The following is an 18,813-nucleotide window of genomic DNA, read 5'->3' as shown; positions in this document are numbered from 1 at the left end:
ATAATACCTGCTGGAAACTGATTTTCGCAATACATTTTATTTCACCCACTAGGTTAAACAAAATTTTGTTTTTTTACTGTATCATCATGCATTATCCTGTATAATGAAAGTATCAAAAGATAGGCGGAGGCAGTGCAATGAAGAAAATACACATTGAATTCAGCGATGAGCGGCTCATTACTCCCAGTGGTCTGGTATTCGTAGGGCAAATACTTGGAAAAAGCAGTTTTGTTAAAAAAATCAACCGTGCTCCAATTTCAAAAGATTATCTGCAGAAACAGATAAAAAATGGAGACGTGCTCCTCACCTATATTGGTATGCTCTGTCAGGGAAAACCCCAGTATGAGGCTGTCCGTGAAATGATAGATGACCCTGACTACTACAAATACGCATTAGGCATCTCCTATGCGATTCCTTCCGCCGAAACACTCCGTCAGCGTTTTGACATGATCGGGGATTCCCTGCGCAAAGACATCCAGCAGGCAAATGTCGACATGCTGCGTGAAATGCACATAGAGCCGACAGCCCTGGATAACGGCTTTGTTCCTGTCGATATTGATGTAACCCCCTTTGACAATTCGAAATCCAATAAGGAAGGCGTATCCCGTACCTACAAGGGTTTTGACGGATATGCACCAATTATGGCATATATCGGCACAGAAGGATACCTCGTCAATCTTGAACTGCGGATTGGGAAACAGCACTGCCAGAAAGAAACTCCTGATTTCCTGAGAGAGACCATTGAACTGTGCAGACAGCTGACGGAAAAACCACTGCTCATCCGGCTAGATTCCGGCAACGATGCATCTGAAAACATAGGCATCTTTATGGAAGAAAGCTATAAATACAACAATGTGTCTTTCATCATAAAACGGAATCCCAGACAGGAAAGTAAAGAAGAATGGCTGGAATCCGTCAGGGAATGCTGCCAGAATATCCAGCATCCACGTGATGGGAAAACTGTTTATATCGGACAGACCTTCCGGAATGTGACATATTCCCTTTCTGATAACGAGGAGAAAACTGTCGGAATACGCACAATTTATGAGATCACGGAAAGAACCATTGACCGATATGGGCAGTATTTTATCGTACCCGATATAGAACTGGGCACATACTGGACAAACACTTCCCTGCCAGACGAAACAGTCATTAATCTTTACCATGCCCACGGAGAAAGTGAGCAGTATCACAGTGAAATCAAGACGGACATGGATGTTGGAAGACTCCCGTCGGGAAAGTTTGAGAGCAACAAACTGGTGCTAGAGCTGACAATGATCGCATATAATATCCTTCGAATCATAGGGCAGGAATCGCTGAAAAAGAAGGATGCTCCCGGCCGGAAGAAAATACATCGCCGAAGAATACGTACGGTGATCAGTAATCTTATGCAGTTTGCGGGACATCTGACAGAACATGCCGGCCGTCTGGTGCTGTCCATTGGAAGGAGTAATCGCTGGAGATTTACTTTCAAGCGTCTTTATGACAGCTTTGCATTCATCACCTGACAACAGGTAGCTGAATATGGCAATGGCAGCTGCACACAAATGGTGCAGTCTTTTTTTGAACGCAAAATTATGCAGCATTTTCAAAATTTAGTATACAATAACAAATATGGCAAACTTCAAAAGTTCATCTGCGACATTGTCATAAAATTTAACTTCTACCATTCTACCAATACCTCGTCAAATTCCGATTTATCTTTCTACTCAACTACACGCCAACTTCTTTAAAAGATTAACATAATATTTAAGCTCATTCAAGGAACTCAAATAAACGCACAAGTGGAATACCTCAAATTAAGTTTGTTTATTTGAAATTGCAATATAACTGCATATAGAAATCAGGAAACTTATACAGTACAAAACAACCGCTCCAAAACTAAACATTACTTCTTCCAAATAAGTTAGTCCTGGCATAAATCCATATCCAGGAAGATTATTATAGTAAATCATCAGTCCTATGGATATAAGCAGCAGAATTAGTTCTGCCGAAAACAATATTCGCCAAAGTTTTTTTGTTTTCTTGCGAATGGTTATCACAAATAATATTATTTGAAATATTAAAATTACTATATATGTAATCAGTAGGAACAGTGCCATTACTATTTTCCTCCGTAAGTTCCGAGTTATATGATAATCCAAGTGAACATTAAATACAAATAAGGCAATAATGCCATAATCTCATTGAATACGAACAGCTTGCTTCCAATTTGAATCTTATACTTTGTTCTCGCTTTCTTATAGAAAAACACGCAGCAAATCGTTGTTGCAATAATATGTATTATTCCAATTATCAAAACCAGCCAATGCAATCTTATATTTTGGAACTTATTATCATATCCAGTCAGATCAAACCATATTACAATGAACCATGCAAGTAAGTCATTTACTAAATACGCAATAATAACAATTTTTTCAAAGAGTATTTTCATCAACACCGGTAATACTAATACAGGAAATATATCGGAAATTGTATTGGAGGTTTTTATCATGAGAAATTTTATCTTATCGTGTGAATCGACAACGGATCTGTCATATTCTTATCTGAATGAACGGGAAATTGCGGTCATTCCTTATACTTACATCATTCATGAACATGTATACGAGGATAACATGGAACGAAATCCGGATCTGATGCCGAAGTATTATAAGATGTTGGAAAAAGGGCTGCTGCCTACAACCTCCCAGATCAACGAAGCTTCCTATTATGATTTCTTTGAAGGACTGATACAGAATGGTGATGTGCTTCATATCACATTCAGCTCCGCCTTAAGCGGATCGGCAAATAATGCCTATCGTGCGGCGGCAGCAATAAAAAAGAACTATCCGGGAAAGCAGCTGCAGGTCATTGATTCTCTCTGCGGTGCAGGAGGGTATGGATTGTTAACGGACTACGTTGCCGATATGCGGGATGAAGGTCTTTCATTGGCAACAGCTGCCGACTGGATCATGAAGCATCGTACCTGTATCCATCATCAGTTTTTTACAACCGATCTCACCTTTCTGCACCATAGCGGACGGATCAGCGGCGCTGCTTCCCATATCGCATCGATCCTGAACATTCATCCTCTGATCCGGCTGGATCAGAACGGAATGGCAGATGCCTATACAAAAGTCCGTGGCAAGAAGCGCGCCGTAAGAGAGGTGATCTCTGAGATGGAATACTACGCAGAAAACGGGACAGACTACAATGGAAAATGCTTCATCTCCCATGCTGCCTGCCCCGAGCTTGCTTATCTGTTAAAGAACTCCGTCCTACAGACATTTCCGAATGTCACCCATCCGGTACGCATCTTAAATGCCGGTACAATTACCGCATCCCACTGCGGTCCCGGCGCTGCCGGACTGTTCTTTCTCGGACGCGAACGCCCGTATTAATTTAATATTCATCCGGTACAAGTACCTTTTCAATCTCTGCGATATAGTATCTGTGATAATCCTTATCCGGATATACCTTTGCTCCTTCCTCAGGATCAGCAAAGGTAGCAGGATCAATATCTCCTTCGCACATTTTTCTGCAAATGAGTGTAATGCCTGCCTCCTTGATAACCGGAACATCACCACAGAAATCAAGGGTGAGCCCTGCTCCTGCAAATTTATCCGCTACATCCTTACCGGATGTTCTTCCGCAATAAGTCAGTGCCTTTCTGTACTCTTCCGGAAGCATACAAACGGAAAATTCCTTCTGTTCATCGATAAACTGCTTTGTATATCTCTGTGGGCGGATATAAATCGTTATAACAGGCTTTGACCAGAATTCACCAAAGGAACCCCAGCTTACTGTCATCGTATTTGCCTTTTCATGATCTCCTGCAGTTACAAGTGCCCACTTTTTGTTGATCATTTCGATCAGATTTCCTTTTAATTCCTCTGCATTAATTTCTTTCATCTTGATAATACCTCACTTTTCTGATTACTCAGTTCCTGAAGTGTTTACTGTAACAGAAATACATCCTGATACAATAATGAGGCACTGATCATTCTCAATGCCTCATTGCAAAATCGTATGGTACACTGGTATTACCAACTGGTTTTTGGCTCATTATACCATCCGCTTTTGTTTTGTCAACCAACAGCTTTTCAGAAACAAATCGTTTTTTATTACTTTTTAACACAGGTTTTATAATATATGAAATTATTTTCAACCTTATGCTTTTCTTTTTTTATTTTATTCAGATATCAAATACTATAACTTTATTTTTTTATAGTGATCGGTCTGTTTTCAGATCAAACACACCCTGTCCATATCGTTTAAACTGCATCATCATCTCATGTGTCAGACTCAGATGTTCTCCATAGTCCGGGATCTGCTCGCGTTCTACCCATTCACCGCTTGCAAGTTCTTCATGATCGATAGTCAGTTCCGGTCCATGCTCATCTGACTTTTTTCTGTCTGCCTGACAGAAGAATCCCATCAGCAGATTGCTGTCAAATCCCCACGGCTGTGATTTGTAATACCGGATATTCTTAACCGGTATTCCGACTTCCTCCATCACCTCACGCCGAACCGTTTCCTCTACCGTCTCACCTATTTCCGTAAAGCCGGCGATCAGGGCGTATCGTTTATACTCTCTTGCAGCGTAAGTTGTAAGAATGATGCGATTGCCATCTGTCACTCCGACAATTACTGCCGGTGCGATTGTTGGGAAGATCAGATGTCCGCAGGACGGACAACGGAGCATCCGTTCTTTCTCATCCGGGAGCACAGGCATTCCGCAGGCTCCACAATAGCGGTTCATCGAATACCACAGATACAGATGCCATCCGGTTGCCGCCGCAAGCACTTCTGCCTTTGGCTTGCAGCTTCTGGTCTTATACATGCTCCGGTATTCATAACCCGGAATCTCCAGACGCTCTCCCCAATTTACATCAGTTGCTCCATTCGCTGATCTTTCAGCATAATAAGGCTCTGTTGTCCGGACAAGATCCTGCGGTCGATACAAAAAATACTGTCTGTCATCGATCACAAACAGGTATGTCAGATTATCCTGCCATGATGCATCCTGCGTGACCGTATCATTTATTCCTATATAGCTTTTATATTCCGAGACAGTGAGCCAGACCAGCTCATGCTCATCCTCTACCTTTTTGGCAAGGATCAGTTTCTCGGAAAATGCAAGGATCACATCATCATTCTTCGGCGGTTTTCGATATGCATATTCATTATGAAACCGTTTTGGTTCTATATCCTGTATCATCTTCCTATACCAGACAGGCTGTCTGATACGATATGAAAACATCTGTATTATCAGTGCTTTTATATGCGGATCAGCCAGCCTGTTTCTTTCTTTTTGAATTTATACCATGAATCATTTCTGTCGACACTGTCGTTTCGATTCATGTATGGACACAGCTTTGCGTCTCTGTTATTACTTCTTTAACTGAGCCAGACGTTCTTCAACCTGGGCTTTCATTTCTGTATATTTTGCAAGCTTGGCTTTTTCTTCTTCTACCTTAGCAGCCGGTGCTTTATCTACAAATTTAGGATTTGCAAGCATACCGGATGCACGCTTGATCTCGCCGGCCAGACGACCGGATTCTTTCTCCAGACGCTCGATCTCTTTGTCGATATCAACCAGCTCTGCAAGCGGAATATAGAGTGCGGCATCATGTATCAGGGTAGATACTGCATTCTCGTCAATACCATTCTTGCTGTCCTGAATGAATACCTCACTTGCATATCCAAGTGTTGCAAAGAAATTCTTTGATGCTTCAAATATATCACGGATCTCACTCTTAGCAGATACAACATATACAGTTGCTTTCTTGCTTGGCGGTACATTCATACCGGTACGCAGATTACGGATCGCACGAACCGCAGCCTTGATCGTATCAACTGCATTTTCATCCTGTTTGAAGCTCCACTCTTCTTTATATACAGGCCAGTCAGAGATCATAATAGATTCTTCCTCATCCTGAATGTTACAGAAGATCTCCTCCGTGATAAACGGCATATATGGATGTAATAATTTCAATGCCCGGATCAGAACGGTCTTTAATGTCCAGAGGGCTGCTGCCTTTGTCTCGTCTGCATCATTGTAAAGTCTTGGCTTAACCATTTCGATATACCAGTCACAGAATTCTTCCCATATGAAGTCATATACCTTGGAAACTGCGATACCCAACTCGTATTTCTCCATGTTATCTGTCATCTCAACTGCCAGATCATTGACCTTGGATAAGATCCAACGGTCAGCGATCGTAAGATCAGATAATTTTACATTTGAGAAATCAGCCTTTTCCATATTCATCATAATGAATCTGGATGCGTTCCAGATCTTATTTGCAAAGTTTCTGGAATTCTCTACACGCTCCCAATAGAAACGCATATCATTTCCCGGTGCATTACCTGTGATCAATGTCAGACGAAGGGCATCTGCACCATATTTATCAATAACCTCAAGCGGATCGATACCATTTCCAAGAGACTTACTCATCTTCCGTCCCTGATCGTCACGAACCAATCCGTGGATCAGAACATGCTTAAATGGGCTCTTTCCTGTCTGCTCCAGTGCTGAGAATACCATACGGATAACCCAGAAGAAGATGATATCGTATCCGGTTACAAGTACGTCAGTCGGATAGAAATATTCATATTCCGGTGTCTTCTTTGGCCAGCCAAGTGTTGAGAATGGCCAGAGTGCGGATGAGAACCATGTATCCAGTGTATCTTCATCCTGTGTCAGATGTGTGCATCCACATTTCGGACATACCGTCGGAACTTCTCTGGAAACGATCGTCTCATGACACTCATCACAGTAATAAGCCGGAATTCTGTGTCCCCACCAAAGCTGACGGGAGATACACCAGTCGCGGATATTTTCAAGCCAGTGGATGTATGTCTTATCAAACTGCTCCGGTACAAATTCCAGCTCATCTGTCTTGATCAGGTCAAGAGCTGCCTGGCCCATTTCCTTCATACGGACAAACCACTGTGGCTTGATCATTGGCTCTACCGTTGTCTTACATCTGTCATGTGTTCCTACGTTATGTGTGTGTGGTACAACCTTTACAAGAAGACCTTCTTTTTCCAGATCTGCTACCATTGCTTTTCTTGCTTCATAACGATCCATGCCTGCGTATTTGCCGCCCTTCTCGTTGATCGTAGCATCATCGTTTAAAATATTGATTTCTTCCAGATTGTGTCTCTTACCTACTTCGAAGTCGTTCGGATCATGTGCAGGTGTAATCTTTACACAGCCTGTTCCGAATTCCATATCTACATATTCATCTGCGATAACAGGAATCTCTCTGTCTGTTAAAGGAAGCTTCAGCATCTTACCGATGATATCCTTATAACGCTCATCCTTTGGATTTACAGCAACCGCTGTATCACCAAGCAGGGTTTCCGGTCTGGTCGTTGCAATCTCTACATATCTTCCTTCTTCTCCAACGATCGGATAATTGATATGCCAGAAATGTCCTTCCTGTTCTACATGCTCTACCTCTGCGTCCGAAATGGATGTCTTACATACAGGACACCAGTTGATGATCCTGGAACCTTTGTAGATATATCCCTTTTCATAGAGATTAACAAATACTTCCTTAACTGCTTCTGAACATCCCTCGTCCATTGTAAAACGCTCTCTGTCCCAGTCAGCAGATGAACCCAGCTTCTTTAACTGATTTACGATTCTTCCGCCGTATTCTTCTTTCCATTTCCAGGCATGCTGTAAGAAAGCCTCTCTGCCGATCTCCTTCTTATCAATGCCTTCTGCCTTTAATTTCTCTGTTACCTTTACCTCTGTAGCGATCGCTGCATGGTCTGTACCCGGCTGCCATAATGCACTGTAGCCCTGCATTCTTTTGAAACGAATGAGGATATCCTGCATCGTATTGTCCAGGGCATGACCCATATGAAGCTGTCCGGTTACATTTGGAGGCGGCATAACGATCGTAAATGGTTTCTTACTGCGATCTACCTCTGCATGAAAATATTTCTTATCTTCCCATTTTCTGTACAGCCTGTCTTCTATGTCGGCCGGATTGTATGTCTTTTCCAGTTCTTTCATCTGTTCCATCCTTTCTGTTTTTATAGCATCTTTAGTGGAGCGTTTTTCCTTTACAGAATCAATCTTCTTACATAGAAAAAGCCCTTTGAAACATCTCTGTTCCAAAGGGCGTATCTTACGCGTTACCACCTTAATTTATCACTCATCTTATTCTGTAACGGGAACGACCCGGCGCATCCTACTGAACATTTCGGATGTGCTGCTCCAAAGCTACCTTCCCACAAATTTCCTCGAAAGACCTTTCAGCCTGTGGATCTTCCTCTCTGGCAGTTCTTTTATGGTACTCCTCTTTTTCCTTGCATTTATGCTGTTAAACTAAATCTCATAGTACAACAGAAGTCTTTCCAGTGTCAAGCGGTTTTAAACGTAATCTTGCTATTTTTCATACATCAATACTCTTTCCCACGGCATAAGTGTCGCTCCATCATCCTCCGGGAAACATGCACTCATCTGATCCGATATCACCTTTAACTTTTTCCGTATTCTTTCATAGCTAAAGAATCCATTATCATTCTGCTGATCCGTCATGGCATATTCAAATACTCTCGCACGGTCTTCATTTGGAAAGCTTTTTGAGTAGGTGTCAATAAATGCAATCTCTGACGCATCACCGGATGAAAATGCAACATAGGTATTGTCATTGCTATTTTCATTTGCAATATAATCGTAATCATAATCGAATCCATCCGGGTTGCACTCCGACCAAATTCCTTCATCAAACCAACAGCCGGTGTAATTCATATGGTTCTCGATCGCATGGAAGATCTCGTGGTGGATCGTGCTGATATAGGAGGACTGATCATTGATATCAATAACCAGAAATGTGTCATTCTCCAGAGTATTCTGAACTCCGGCAGCTGTTGTAAGTGCCGTTTCATCTGTTCCTATGATCGCACCTGCCAGATAGATCTTTAATATGCTTCCATATCCATCATCCAGATTTTTCAACATCCGATCCGGATATTTCTTCAACTCATTCTTCAGAACTTCCAATGACTGAGCAGTCAGAAGTGCATTGTCTGATGCCTCATAACGGTAGATATCCTTGCTGCACTCCGACACTTCATCAAATATATGTATCTCTACACCATTTTGATCTCCGATATCCTTTGCCTGCTGCCGCAGCTCCTGCTTCAGCTCATCAGACGGATGATCCAGATAACTCCATGGATAACGGTAGACTCTGGAATCACCGGAAATGCTGCGTGCATCGTTCAGATCCCATATGTATACTTCCGGTGTGAGTCCGCTCGTTGAAAATACAAAGAAGTTGTATGTATCTATATAAGTACCTTGATCGATATAGATATAATTTGTTTCATCAAACGGAAATGTTACTGCAAGTCTGCTTTCACATTTACCGGTATCCACATTATAGATCCGGAACTGCAGCTTCTGTGTATTCGTCTCCTGCGACTGGCTGGAACTGCCATACATAGCCAGACCATGTTCTACATCGCAGCCAACCTGAAAATCACCTGTATTATCCGGGAACAAAATACCCGCTTCTTCCCCGGAAGTTTCTCCATACACCTGATAGACCTGACCATCCGCATATACCGATGCGTAGTACTTATCCCCACTTCCTTCAAATTGCACGATATCATAATCACCGGTTTCTTTTATATCTTCACCGGTCACACTATAACATCTGACCTCCACACGTTCTGCCGTATTATCATATGCCGACACCACCAGATACTCCGGTTCTTCCGCATATCCTAGCAGCGTTGTATCTTTTCCTTCTCCTGAATATGCCGGACACACCTCTGACTCTTCCCCTGACCGCAGATCATATTCATAGATCTGTCCATCCTCTGCATTTGTATAGAAGAAGCCGGTGAGATCCTTTGACATCAGATAACTGTCCGGTGTCCCTTTTTCGATTGGCATAACAGACTCATTATCCAACAAGGATCCATAACGGATCAGCTCTTTGTTGCCTTTATCATAGAGAACCACCTCATCGGTTCCATTTGAAAATACATCTGATGCATATGTATCCTTCGGGCAGCTTACAACCGCTTTCTGCCTGAGATCCGCCAGATCATATAGTGCCAGATAACCGTCTTCTCCTACGCCATACTGGATTCCAAGGGCATCCCCAAAAGCAAACATCTTATTGATGTAAATATTATCTTCCTCTACTTTCATATCCAGTTGATACAGATTCGTATATCCGGATACCTTTGCCTGCTTGTAGTATTCCCCCGAGACGATCGATTTCCACTCTTCTTCTGTGGTCGGTTCTTCGGTTGTCGTCTGTGAGCCATCTGCCCTGTCAGTATTTTCTTCTGTCAGATACCCGGAAGTTGTTCCCCCATTCTGATCCCCACCTGTCACCTGACAGCCTGTTATCTGTCCAAGTGTCATGCTGATAACCAGCACTCCTGCCAGCCATCTGCCGATACCTTCCCTGTAATTTCTTCTCATATATGCACCCCATTTCTATGCCATTATAATACCCCTAATTTATTTCCACTTTTTAACAGAATATCATATATTAATTTCCTTGTAACTAATAAAAACCATCAAAATGATGGTTTTTAAGCACTGTTTCGCCATCATTTTAATGGTTTTATATGTTGATCAATTATTCAAAGCATTATCCCAGGATCACTGCCTGCCCGGAGCTTAACCGTATACGGTTGCCATTTAAGCATACGTCATTCTTATTATCTAACAAAACGTGAAGCTTCGGCTGCTCATTTGCAGTCAGCAGATCAACCGTGATATCTTCTCTGCTGTAATTCGTTATAATGTAAACGGTCTGGTCTTCCGTCTTTCTTGCATATGCAAATATTCCATCCTTCTCCACAAACATTGGAACGACCTTGCCATAGGTAAATACTTCTTTGTAGTCCTCGGACTTACGAAGTGCGATCAGCTTCTGGTAATAGTACCATACTGAATCTTCCCTGCCAAGCTGTTCTTTTACATTGATCTCTTTATAATTTGGATTTACAAAGAGCCATGGTGTTCCGGTTGTAAATCCTGCCTGTGCAGAATCATCCCACTGCATTGGTGTTCTGGCATTATCCCTGCTGTTCTCATAGCAGGCTTCCATCGCTTCTTCTACCGTACAGCCAGCATCGATTGCAACTGCATATTCATTCTTTGTACTAATATCATTGTAATCATCGATCGAAGCCATATGACAGTTACGCATACCGATCTCCTGTCCCTGATAAATAAACGGAATACCACGCAGCATAACACTGATCGTTCCCAGTAATTTGATTCCGTCTTCATTCTGAAGGTAATCCGGCAGATAACGGCTCGCACCTCTCGGCTCGTCGTGATTCTCTATAATATTTGCAAGGAAGCCAACATCTTCACATTCCTTCTGTGCATGGAAGATCTCCTTTTTCAGATCATCAAATCTGACCTTCTTCGCATCGTACCAGCCATGATCGCCAAAGGTCATCTCATGCGCTGAGAAATCAAACATCGTTGAAAAATGTCCGTCGTCACCGATAAATTCTTCCAGCTCATCCTTCTTCATATTGAATACTTCAGCAACTGTAAACGCATCGTACTTTTCAAATGTATGCTTCTTCAGATCCTCTAACAGTTCACCAACGCCATCGACGCCCTCAACCATATGGAAGATTCCTGTCATTCCATCTGGTCCGTCCGGCTCATAATCCGGAAAACTCAGATCTTTCTTGATATTGATGATCGCATCGATACGGAAACCCGCAACGCCCTTATCCAGCCACCAGTTGATCATGGTATATAATTCATTTAATACCTCAGGATTGTTCCAGTTCAGATCCGGCTGTTCCTTTGCAAACATATGAAGATAATAATAGTCCGTTCCTTCTACCTTTTCCCATGCACTTCCACCAAAATAAGACCGGTAATTGCTTGGCGGATTGCCGTCTTTTCCCTTACGGAAATAAAAATAATCGCCATATTTACCCTCCGGATCTTTTAATGCTTTCTGGAACCATTCATGCTGATCAGAACAGTGATTAATAACAAGATCCATAATGATATACATATCCCGCTTCTTCGCTTCTGCTAACAACTCATCGAATTCTTCCATCGTTCCAAAGATCTCATCGATCTTATAATAATCTGAAATATCATAACCCTGATCGACAAATGGAGACTGATAGATCGGAGATAACCAGATAATATCGATTCCCAGACTTTTCAGATAATCTAAATGATCGATCACGCCACGAAGATCACCGATTCCATCTCCATTTGTATCCTGAAAACTCTTTGGATATATCTGATATGCTACTTTACCATGCCACCATTTTCTTTTCATTATAAAAACCTCCTGTGTTCCTTTTATACTGTCTGTATCTGTTCCACCATCGGATACAGATACTCGTTCTTTTTACACTTTAATTACAGTATACGGAATACAAAGAGGTTTTCTATCTTTAAATTGACTATTTTATTGTACTATTTTGACTTTTTACGATATTCGGAAGGTGTCATGCCCTTCTCCTTTTTAAAGCGTCTGATAAAATATCCGATATTGTCAAATCCACAAGCAGATGCAATATCTATGATCTTATCCTCTGTCTCTGCAAGTGCCGTTGCCGCTTTCTCCACACGGATCACATTGATATATTCTGTGATCGTCTTCCCGATATTCTTCTTAAAATATCGGCAAAAATACTGTTCATTCATATTGACCAGCTCCGCCAGTTCGGACAAGCGGATCGGTGAACCGTAATGCTCCCCGATATACTGCAGCACCTTTTTCAGATTCTCTACCGTTCCTGATTCTTCCCTGTCTTCCCTGACCTGTCTTGTAAACAGGTCATACTTATATGCAACTGCGATCAATTCTAACATCTTTGCCTTGATATTCAAATAGAGCATATTTTTCTGTAGATTCTGTTTCGGTTCTCCTGCCACGTTCTCACGCGTTATTGAAGAATCCAGATGCTGCACTTTCTTCGTATCATGTTCTTTCATCTGCCTAAGCACCTGTTCAATCTCTTTATAACAGGCACTCAATTCCTCAAATGCCGCATCCCCGCTCTGGCACAGAACCGGCATCCGAAGCTTTCCTTCTGCAAGTGGGCCAAGCACCTTCGCCTCCGCCGCATCATACCGTTCAAAGCACAGGATATCAACAGGGAACACAACCGCACTTTCTATACCATCCTTTTCCAGGATCAATGCATGCAGTTCTTCCGGATGGATGCACATAAATGCCGGTGCATGAACCTGATACTCCTTTGTATTTATCCATACCGGGAAATCACCTTTTTGAAAATAGATCCATTCCATTTCCTCATGCCAATGCGGAACCACATGCCACTCATTTTCTCCGTTCCATTCGTACAAAGCAACCGGATACTGCACCGTTCCATGTGTTCTATTCTCTTTTAACAATGTATTTGCCATTTCCTGCTTTTTCATGCTTTGGTCCTTTCTTATTTTATGCTGGACATCTTCTATATTTCATTATACACTTTTCCTATATGGGGACAAATGGTTTTATATCGTACATTGCATTTATTTTCTTATAATTTCCCCCATATTACCCAATGATCAATTTTTAACAGGAGAAAAAAGAATGGACATACTCCCACCAATATCAAATATCAAACGAAACCACCCGGTCTCACTGCCGGATGCCACTCTGTTTCCAAAAAGCATCGGCGTTCTGGCAGCAGGAATTCTGTCTGCCTCTGTATACACTTGCGAGATCGATCGTACACCAAGATTTATTTTCCTTGGAATCGGTATCGTACTGATCATAATTGCCGTTATATTACTGATACGCTATATAAAACAGGTGACCGCATTTAAGAAATACAAACCTGCATGGGAAAAACACAAAAGCATCTATGATGATTTTGCCATAGAGCTGAATCACTGGTATGATTCCGGACTTCCACCAAAGAGCTGTGACGGTGATACCTCCTACGCCCTCCACCTGCAGAAGGAACGTCTGAATCGCAAAGGTATCCAAATGATCCACTACACAACGCCTGCCAAAGACACCAATGGCACCTCTTATCTTACAAGAAACACGGTCTGGTATTCCGTTGATACCATGGACGAAAGGATCAACCGGCATCTGCGATTTGAAAATACATCCGGCACCATATATGACCGGAAATCAGATGATATCATGTATGAGGTGGTTGTGCATACACCAAATGAAGCAGAGCTTCATCATATGACCATGACCTGTCCGAACTGTGGCGCTGTCAATCCGGTTGCTGCCCTGACACAGGGTTGCCCATACTGCAGCACCGTTTTCCAGATAAAGGATCTGTTCCCGCGTGTCACGAATACCTATTTTATCCGGAATAATGCTTCCATGAAAAATGTAAACAAACGAGGCTCCACCATATGGATCACTATTCTGGTTGTATTTCTATTTACTTTTATTTCCTTTCTTTCAGACTGGGAGAATCCGATTCCTGCCAGCCTGATCATGTCCTATTTTGTCACACTGATCTTCGGCGGCATCACCGGACTTATGCTTTCATCCATTCTTTTGATCATTAAGCAGTTCAATCGTGACGGTCGAAAACGTATTCCATTCTGGTCTTATGTGACAGCAAAGGGAAAGATCTCACGAGCATTTGCGCCTTATGATCCTGTTTTTTCTTTCGAGAAATTTGAAGGCCAGATCATCTCCCTGATCCGCATGACCGTTCTGGCAGATCACCCGGAAAACCTTGCTTTCTATCGTGGTTCTTCTTTTGATCCATATTTTCAGGATATCATCGAGATGACCTACATGCAGGCTTTAACTGTCAATGATATCCACATGGAGGGAAGTGAACTGTGCCTGAATCTTCGTACCTGGTGGATCAACTACAGTGAACATGATGGCGCCATAAACCGTCGGGGCGACTGTATCGACGTATCCCTCCGACGTAATACCGCCTACATGGAACCGCCCGGTTTCTCCATTACTTCCGTCCACTGCCCTGCCTGTGGCGCAAGCTTCGATTCCGTACGCCAGCGCATCTGCCCTTACTGTGGCAATGACTACCATATGGAAAATGCAGGCTTTGTCATTGAAAAGCTGGAGCTGTCTTAATGCCTTCGTCCACATACAATACGAACCCCTCTATAATGACGTGCCGGATTTTCTATTCTCTGCACATGCCTGATTCGTAAATACTCCTGTGCTAACTCGTCTTCGGCTCAGACAAGCACTCGTATTTACTGGCAATGTGCAGTTCATAACGAAAATCCGTCAATGTCATGTATAGGGGGATTCATATTATATGTTAGCGGATGCCATTAGGACAGCTCCAGCTTTTATTCAATCCTATTCTTCTCCAATGATATGGCGGGCAACATAGACACCGCTGGCGGAGGCATGGGACAACGAATGCGTTACGCCACTGCCATCTCCGATCACATATAAGCCCTTGTGGCAGCTTTCCAGATTCTCATCCAACTCCACTTCCATGTTGTAGAACTTAACCTCTACACCATATAACAGAGTATCATCATTTGCTGTTCCCGGTGCTACCTTATCCAGTGCATAGATCATTTCCATGATTCCATCTAAGATACGCTTTGGAAGAACAAGACTCAGATCACCCGGTGTTGCCGTTAAGGTCGGTGTTACCAGCCCTTCTTCAATACGCTTCACGGTACTTCTTCTGCCTCGAACCAGATCTCCAAATCTCTGTACAATTACACCACCGCCCAGCATATTAGATAATCTTGCGATACTCTCACCATATCCGTTACTGTCTTTAAACGGTTCTGAAAAATGCTTGGAAACCAGAAGTGCAAAGTTTGTATTCTCTGTCTTCTTCTCATCACCCTCATAGCTGTGTCCGTTTACAGTGATGATACCATTCGTATTCTCATTTACCACAATTCCATTTGGATTCATACAGAAGGTTCTGACATTATCTTCGAATTTCTCCGTACGATATACAATCTTGCTTTCATATAATTCATCCGTCAGATGTGAGAAGATAACTGCCGGGAGCTCCACACGGACTCCGATATCGACGCGGTTGGATTTTGTAGGGATCTCAAGCTCCTTACATACCTTTTCCATCCATTTGCTTCCGCTTCGTCCAACGGATACGATACATTTATCACAGTCGAATTCACCCTTATCGCAGATGATACGATAACCACCATCAATAACCTGTACTGTATCAACCGGTGTATCAAAATAAAAGTCTATATGATCCTTCATCTGATCATACAGATTCTGAAGAACAACATAGTTGATATCAGTTCCCAGATGGCGAACCGACGCATCCAAAAGCTTCAGCTTGTTCTGAAGACAAAGCTTCTTGAACTTCGTTCCGGCGGTTGAATAAAGCTTTGTTCCCTCGCCGCCATTTTCCATGTTAATCTCATCTACATACTTCATCAGATCAACAGCTTTCTGCTTACCGATATATTCATACAGTGTTCCACCGAAATCATTTGTGATATTGTATTTTCCATCTGAGAATGCACCTGCTCCGCCAAATCCACACATGATCGAGCAATGCTTACAGTTAATACAATTCTTGATCTTATCGCCATCGATCGGACATTTTCTCTTTTTTAAGGTATATCCTTCCTCGAATACAGCAATCTTATACTCCTGTTTCTTCTTCATCAGTTCATATGCCGCAAAGATTCCTCCCGGTCCTGCACCGATAATAATCACATCATACTTCATACACAACTTTACCTTTCATTTATCAGACAAGCTGATCCCGGAATTCGTCTTTTAATTCCGACAGGATCGTATCCATACGTCTGTCATAATCTTCAATATGTCCATGAAGTCGGTTATAAACCGCTTTCTGGACTTTATTGTAGATTGGAAGCTCCCGCACATCTTCTTTAGAATCGCCAACTTCACTCATCAGATCCTCTAAGAAGTTCGCAGGAAGTCCCCGCTTCTTAATCTCTTTTTCAAGTGTCGCGGTATCCACCGTAACTGCCAGCACACAGAAATATTCGATCAGGGATTCCTCGTTCTTATTTAACGAATATGCCTTAATAAAACAGCTCTTTGCTTCATCAAGCTGAAGATTTCCGGCCAGAGCAACTGCTTTATTATGATATACATTTCCGAGGAATTCATCCTCCTGTTTTTCTTTTTCCAGATAGCAGATAACCTCATCATAGATCGCACCCGCTTTTATATAATGCTTGTACCGCAGATATCCATCCGCCCGCAGCTTCTCGACTTCGTATGATTTTAACGTACGAAGCTTCTGGCATTCCGCCATAAACTGCCGTACTTCTTCACTGCTGTAATATCCGCCATACACTAGGATCTCCACCATGATATCCTGAACAAATGCATGCTTGTCAAGTAATGTATCGATCTTGTCTGCAAGCTCTGTGAGATCAAGCTCTCTTCTGATCCATGCCGACAATCTCGCCGATACATCTTCTTCCCCCACCAGCACCATATTATTATACAGGTAGTAACACAATTCCTCGTAGGAATATACAGATACCTTGGTATTCAGGAACGTATATGGATTCTGTGCAGTTTTTGTATTACATACAATTATTTTTCCCATTTCAGGTCAAATTCCTTCCTATATATCTTATTTGTGGTCGGGAACATCGTTCCAAATCCTTCATCCCTGATAACAACCGCTCCCTTTTCCGCACTGTAGAATTCCGCTTCCAGTGAGATCTTGGTCGTCTTCGGCGGACGCTTCGGCAGTCCGTGGATCTCGATATGCTCCTTATCATAATCTCCTGTCAATATGTTGCGATAGATCAGCTCCACCTGATTTGATTCGTCCGGAAAGATATATAATTTTCCCTTTGTGTGGAACCATTCCTGTCCTCCTCTGGTGATCGGCACAAATGTCTTGCTGTCATCATTTAAACTGATACCTATATCAAAGCCAACTGTATATTCCGACCGGATCAGATAACGGTCAAGCACCTTGCTGTGCCGGTCGCCAAATGCCCGGTAGCAGGCTCCCTTTGTATAGATATTCTGACCGACAAATACCCGTCTTCCCTGACAGAGGATCGTCGCCGACTCCTTCAGCCAGTTATCTGCAAAGCCAATTCCGGTCAGGAACACCGAGGACACATAAGTCTCTGCCAGAAGCTCCTGACAGATTGCTGCGAACTGCTCATCCAACTCCTCATCGTCCTTCTTAAACGCTGAAAATGTCAAGCGGTCTTTCAGGTTCTGATGAAATACATCTACGATCTCCGGTGATTTGTTATGCGTAATATCGAATCTGTAATAATCAAGTCCGCTGCTGTTAAAATCAAACAGCACCACACTGTTATTTCTTAATGACTCCGGCTGATTAAAGATGTAATAAATTCCACTGTCTATATGGCTTGTAATCTCAAACTGTTCATCACTCAGATGAAGTGCTTTCTGTAACTCCTGCACTGCCTTGATGATATGAATATCTGCATCTGCGATCGTTACTACCAGCCGCCTGATCTCATAGCTTTCAAACTGTTTTGTAAATTCCCGGATATGAAGCAGCAGCATTTTGACCAGAAGGTCTTTTGCTTTATAACTTGTTCCATAGATCTCCGTGTCCTCGTTGATGATCGTCTTCTGGTAAATACGGTCAACCACCACGCCATCTTCCTTGAACCGTTTTCCTGCAGCCACCGCTCCGACACTCCAACCGGATTCATCCTTTGCTCCGGTTCCGTCTTTATATTTATCTGTATAAAACATAATATTTGGAAGCAGATATGTATCTTTGGAATCGCTGTGACAGATTGATTCCGGTACTCCTTCATCCAGCTTATAATAACTTAACTGTGTATACTCCGGACTCAGATCCAATCCCAGATATAATGGATGTTCCGTCATGTTATCTCCTCCTGTT

The 18,813-nt window shown here is 42.5% G+C and carries 12 protein-coding genes and 1 other annotated feature; of the genes, 3 read left to right on the top strand and 9 right to left on the bottom strand.

Annotation, left to right across the window (positions count from 1 at the left end):
* Positions 1-137: 137 nt before the first annotated feature.
* Positions 138-1,508: an IS1380-like element ISClsp2 family transposase gene (locus LK416_01985; GenBank protein ID UEA74977.1), complete on the top strand. Its 1,371-nt coding sequence runs from the start codon at positions 138-140 to the stop codon at positions 1,506-1,508.
* Positions 1,509-2,492: 984 nt separating this feature from the next.
* Positions 2,493-3,380: a DegV family protein gene (locus LK416_01980; GenBank protein ID UEA74976.1), complete on the top strand. Its 888-nt coding sequence runs from the start codon at positions 2,493-2,495 to the stop codon at positions 3,378-3,380.
* A 1-nt stretch (position 3,381) separates the two neighbouring features.
* Here LK416_01980 and LK416_01975 read toward each other — a convergent pair whose 3' ends face one another.
* The 6 genes from LK416_01975 to LK416_01950 all read right to left on the bottom strand — a co-directional run bounded on the left by LK416_01975 (position 3,382) and on the right by LK416_01950 (position 13,408).
* Complete coding sequence (locus tag LK416_01975; GenBank protein UEA74975.1) at positions 3,382-3,891, bottom strand: flavin reductase family protein; 510 nt, start codon at positions 3,889-3,891, stop codon at positions 3,382-3,384.
* A gap of 313 nt (positions 3,892-4,204) precedes the next feature.
* Positions 4,205-5,200, bottom strand: a complete 996-nt coding sequence (gene nudC, locus LK416_01970; GenBank protein UEA74974.1) for an NAD(+) diphosphatase — start codon at positions 5,198-5,200, stop codon at positions 4,205-4,207.
* 171 nt (positions 5,201-5,371) lie between these two features.
* A complete protein-coding gene (locus LK416_01965) occupies positions 5,372-8,014 on the bottom strand; it encodes a valine--tRNA ligase (GenBank protein UEA74973.1) in 2,643 nt (880 codons plus the stop codon).
* Between the two features lie 101 nt (positions 8,015-8,115).
* Positions 8,116-8,320: a binding site (T-box leader), on the bottom strand.
* Positions 8,321-8,389: 69 nt separating this feature from the next.
* The gene (locus LK416_01960; protein ID UEA74972.1) at positions 8,390-10,447 is read right to left on the bottom strand and encodes a hypothetical protein; all 2,058 of its coding nucleotides are present in this window, start codon (positions 10,445-10,447) and stop codon (positions 8,390-8,392) included.
* A gap of 172 nt (positions 10,448-10,619) precedes the next feature.
* Positions 10,620-12,296, bottom strand: a complete 1,677-nt coding sequence (locus tag LK416_01955) for a glucohydrolase (GenBank protein UEA74971.1) — start codon at positions 12,294-12,296, stop codon at positions 10,620-10,622.
* Between the two features lie 140 nt (positions 12,297-12,436).
* The gene (locus LK416_01950; protein UEA74970.1) at positions 12,437-13,408 is read right to left on the bottom strand and encodes an AraC family transcriptional regulator; all 972 of its coding nucleotides are present in this window, start codon (positions 13,406-13,408) and stop codon (positions 12,437-12,439) included.
* A 157-nt stretch (positions 13,409-13,565) separates the two neighbouring features.
* Here LK416_01950 and LK416_01945 point away from each other — a divergent pair, with 157 nt between their 5' ends.
* The gene (locus LK416_01945; GenBank protein UEA74969.1) at positions 13,566-15,050 is read left to right on the top strand and encodes a zinc ribbon domain-containing protein; all 1,485 of its coding nucleotides are present in this window, start codon (positions 13,566-13,568) and stop codon (positions 15,048-15,050) included.
* 234 nt (positions 15,051-15,284) lie between these two features.
* On the opposite strand, the gene LK416_01940 is transcribed toward LK416_01945, so the two are convergent.
* Genes LK416_01940 through LK416_01930 form a run of 3 tightly spaced genes read right to left on the bottom strand, consistent with a single transcriptional unit; the run spans position 15,285 to position 18,797 of the window.
* Positions 15,285-16,655, bottom strand: a complete 1,371-nt coding sequence (locus LK416_01940; GenBank protein ID UEA74968.1) for an FAD-dependent oxidoreductase — start codon at positions 16,653-16,655, stop codon at positions 15,285-15,287.
* A 22-nt stretch (positions 16,656-16,677) separates the two neighbouring features.
* Complete coding sequence (locus LK416_01935; GenBank protein ID UEA74967.1) at positions 16,678-17,514, bottom strand: hypothetical protein; 837 nt, start codon at positions 17,512-17,514, stop codon at positions 16,678-16,680.
* On the bottom strand, positions 17,502-18,797 hold the full coding sequence (locus LK416_01930) for a DUF5716 family protein (GenBank protein ID UEA74966.1): 1,296 nt from the start codon (positions 18,795-18,797) through the stop codon (positions 17,502-17,504). Before LK416_01930 ends, LK416_01935 begins: the two co-directional genes overlap by 13 nt.
* Positions 18,798-18,813: the final 16 nt, after the last annotated feature.

The sequence above is a fragment of the Lachnospiraceae bacterium GAM79 genome (genome assembly GCA_020735665.1).
In the GTDB taxonomy this organism is placed as follows: domain Bacteria; phylum Bacillota; class Clostridia; order Lachnospirales; family Lachnospiraceae; genus Coprococcus.
This window is presented reverse-complemented; position numbering and strand designations above follow the sequence as displayed.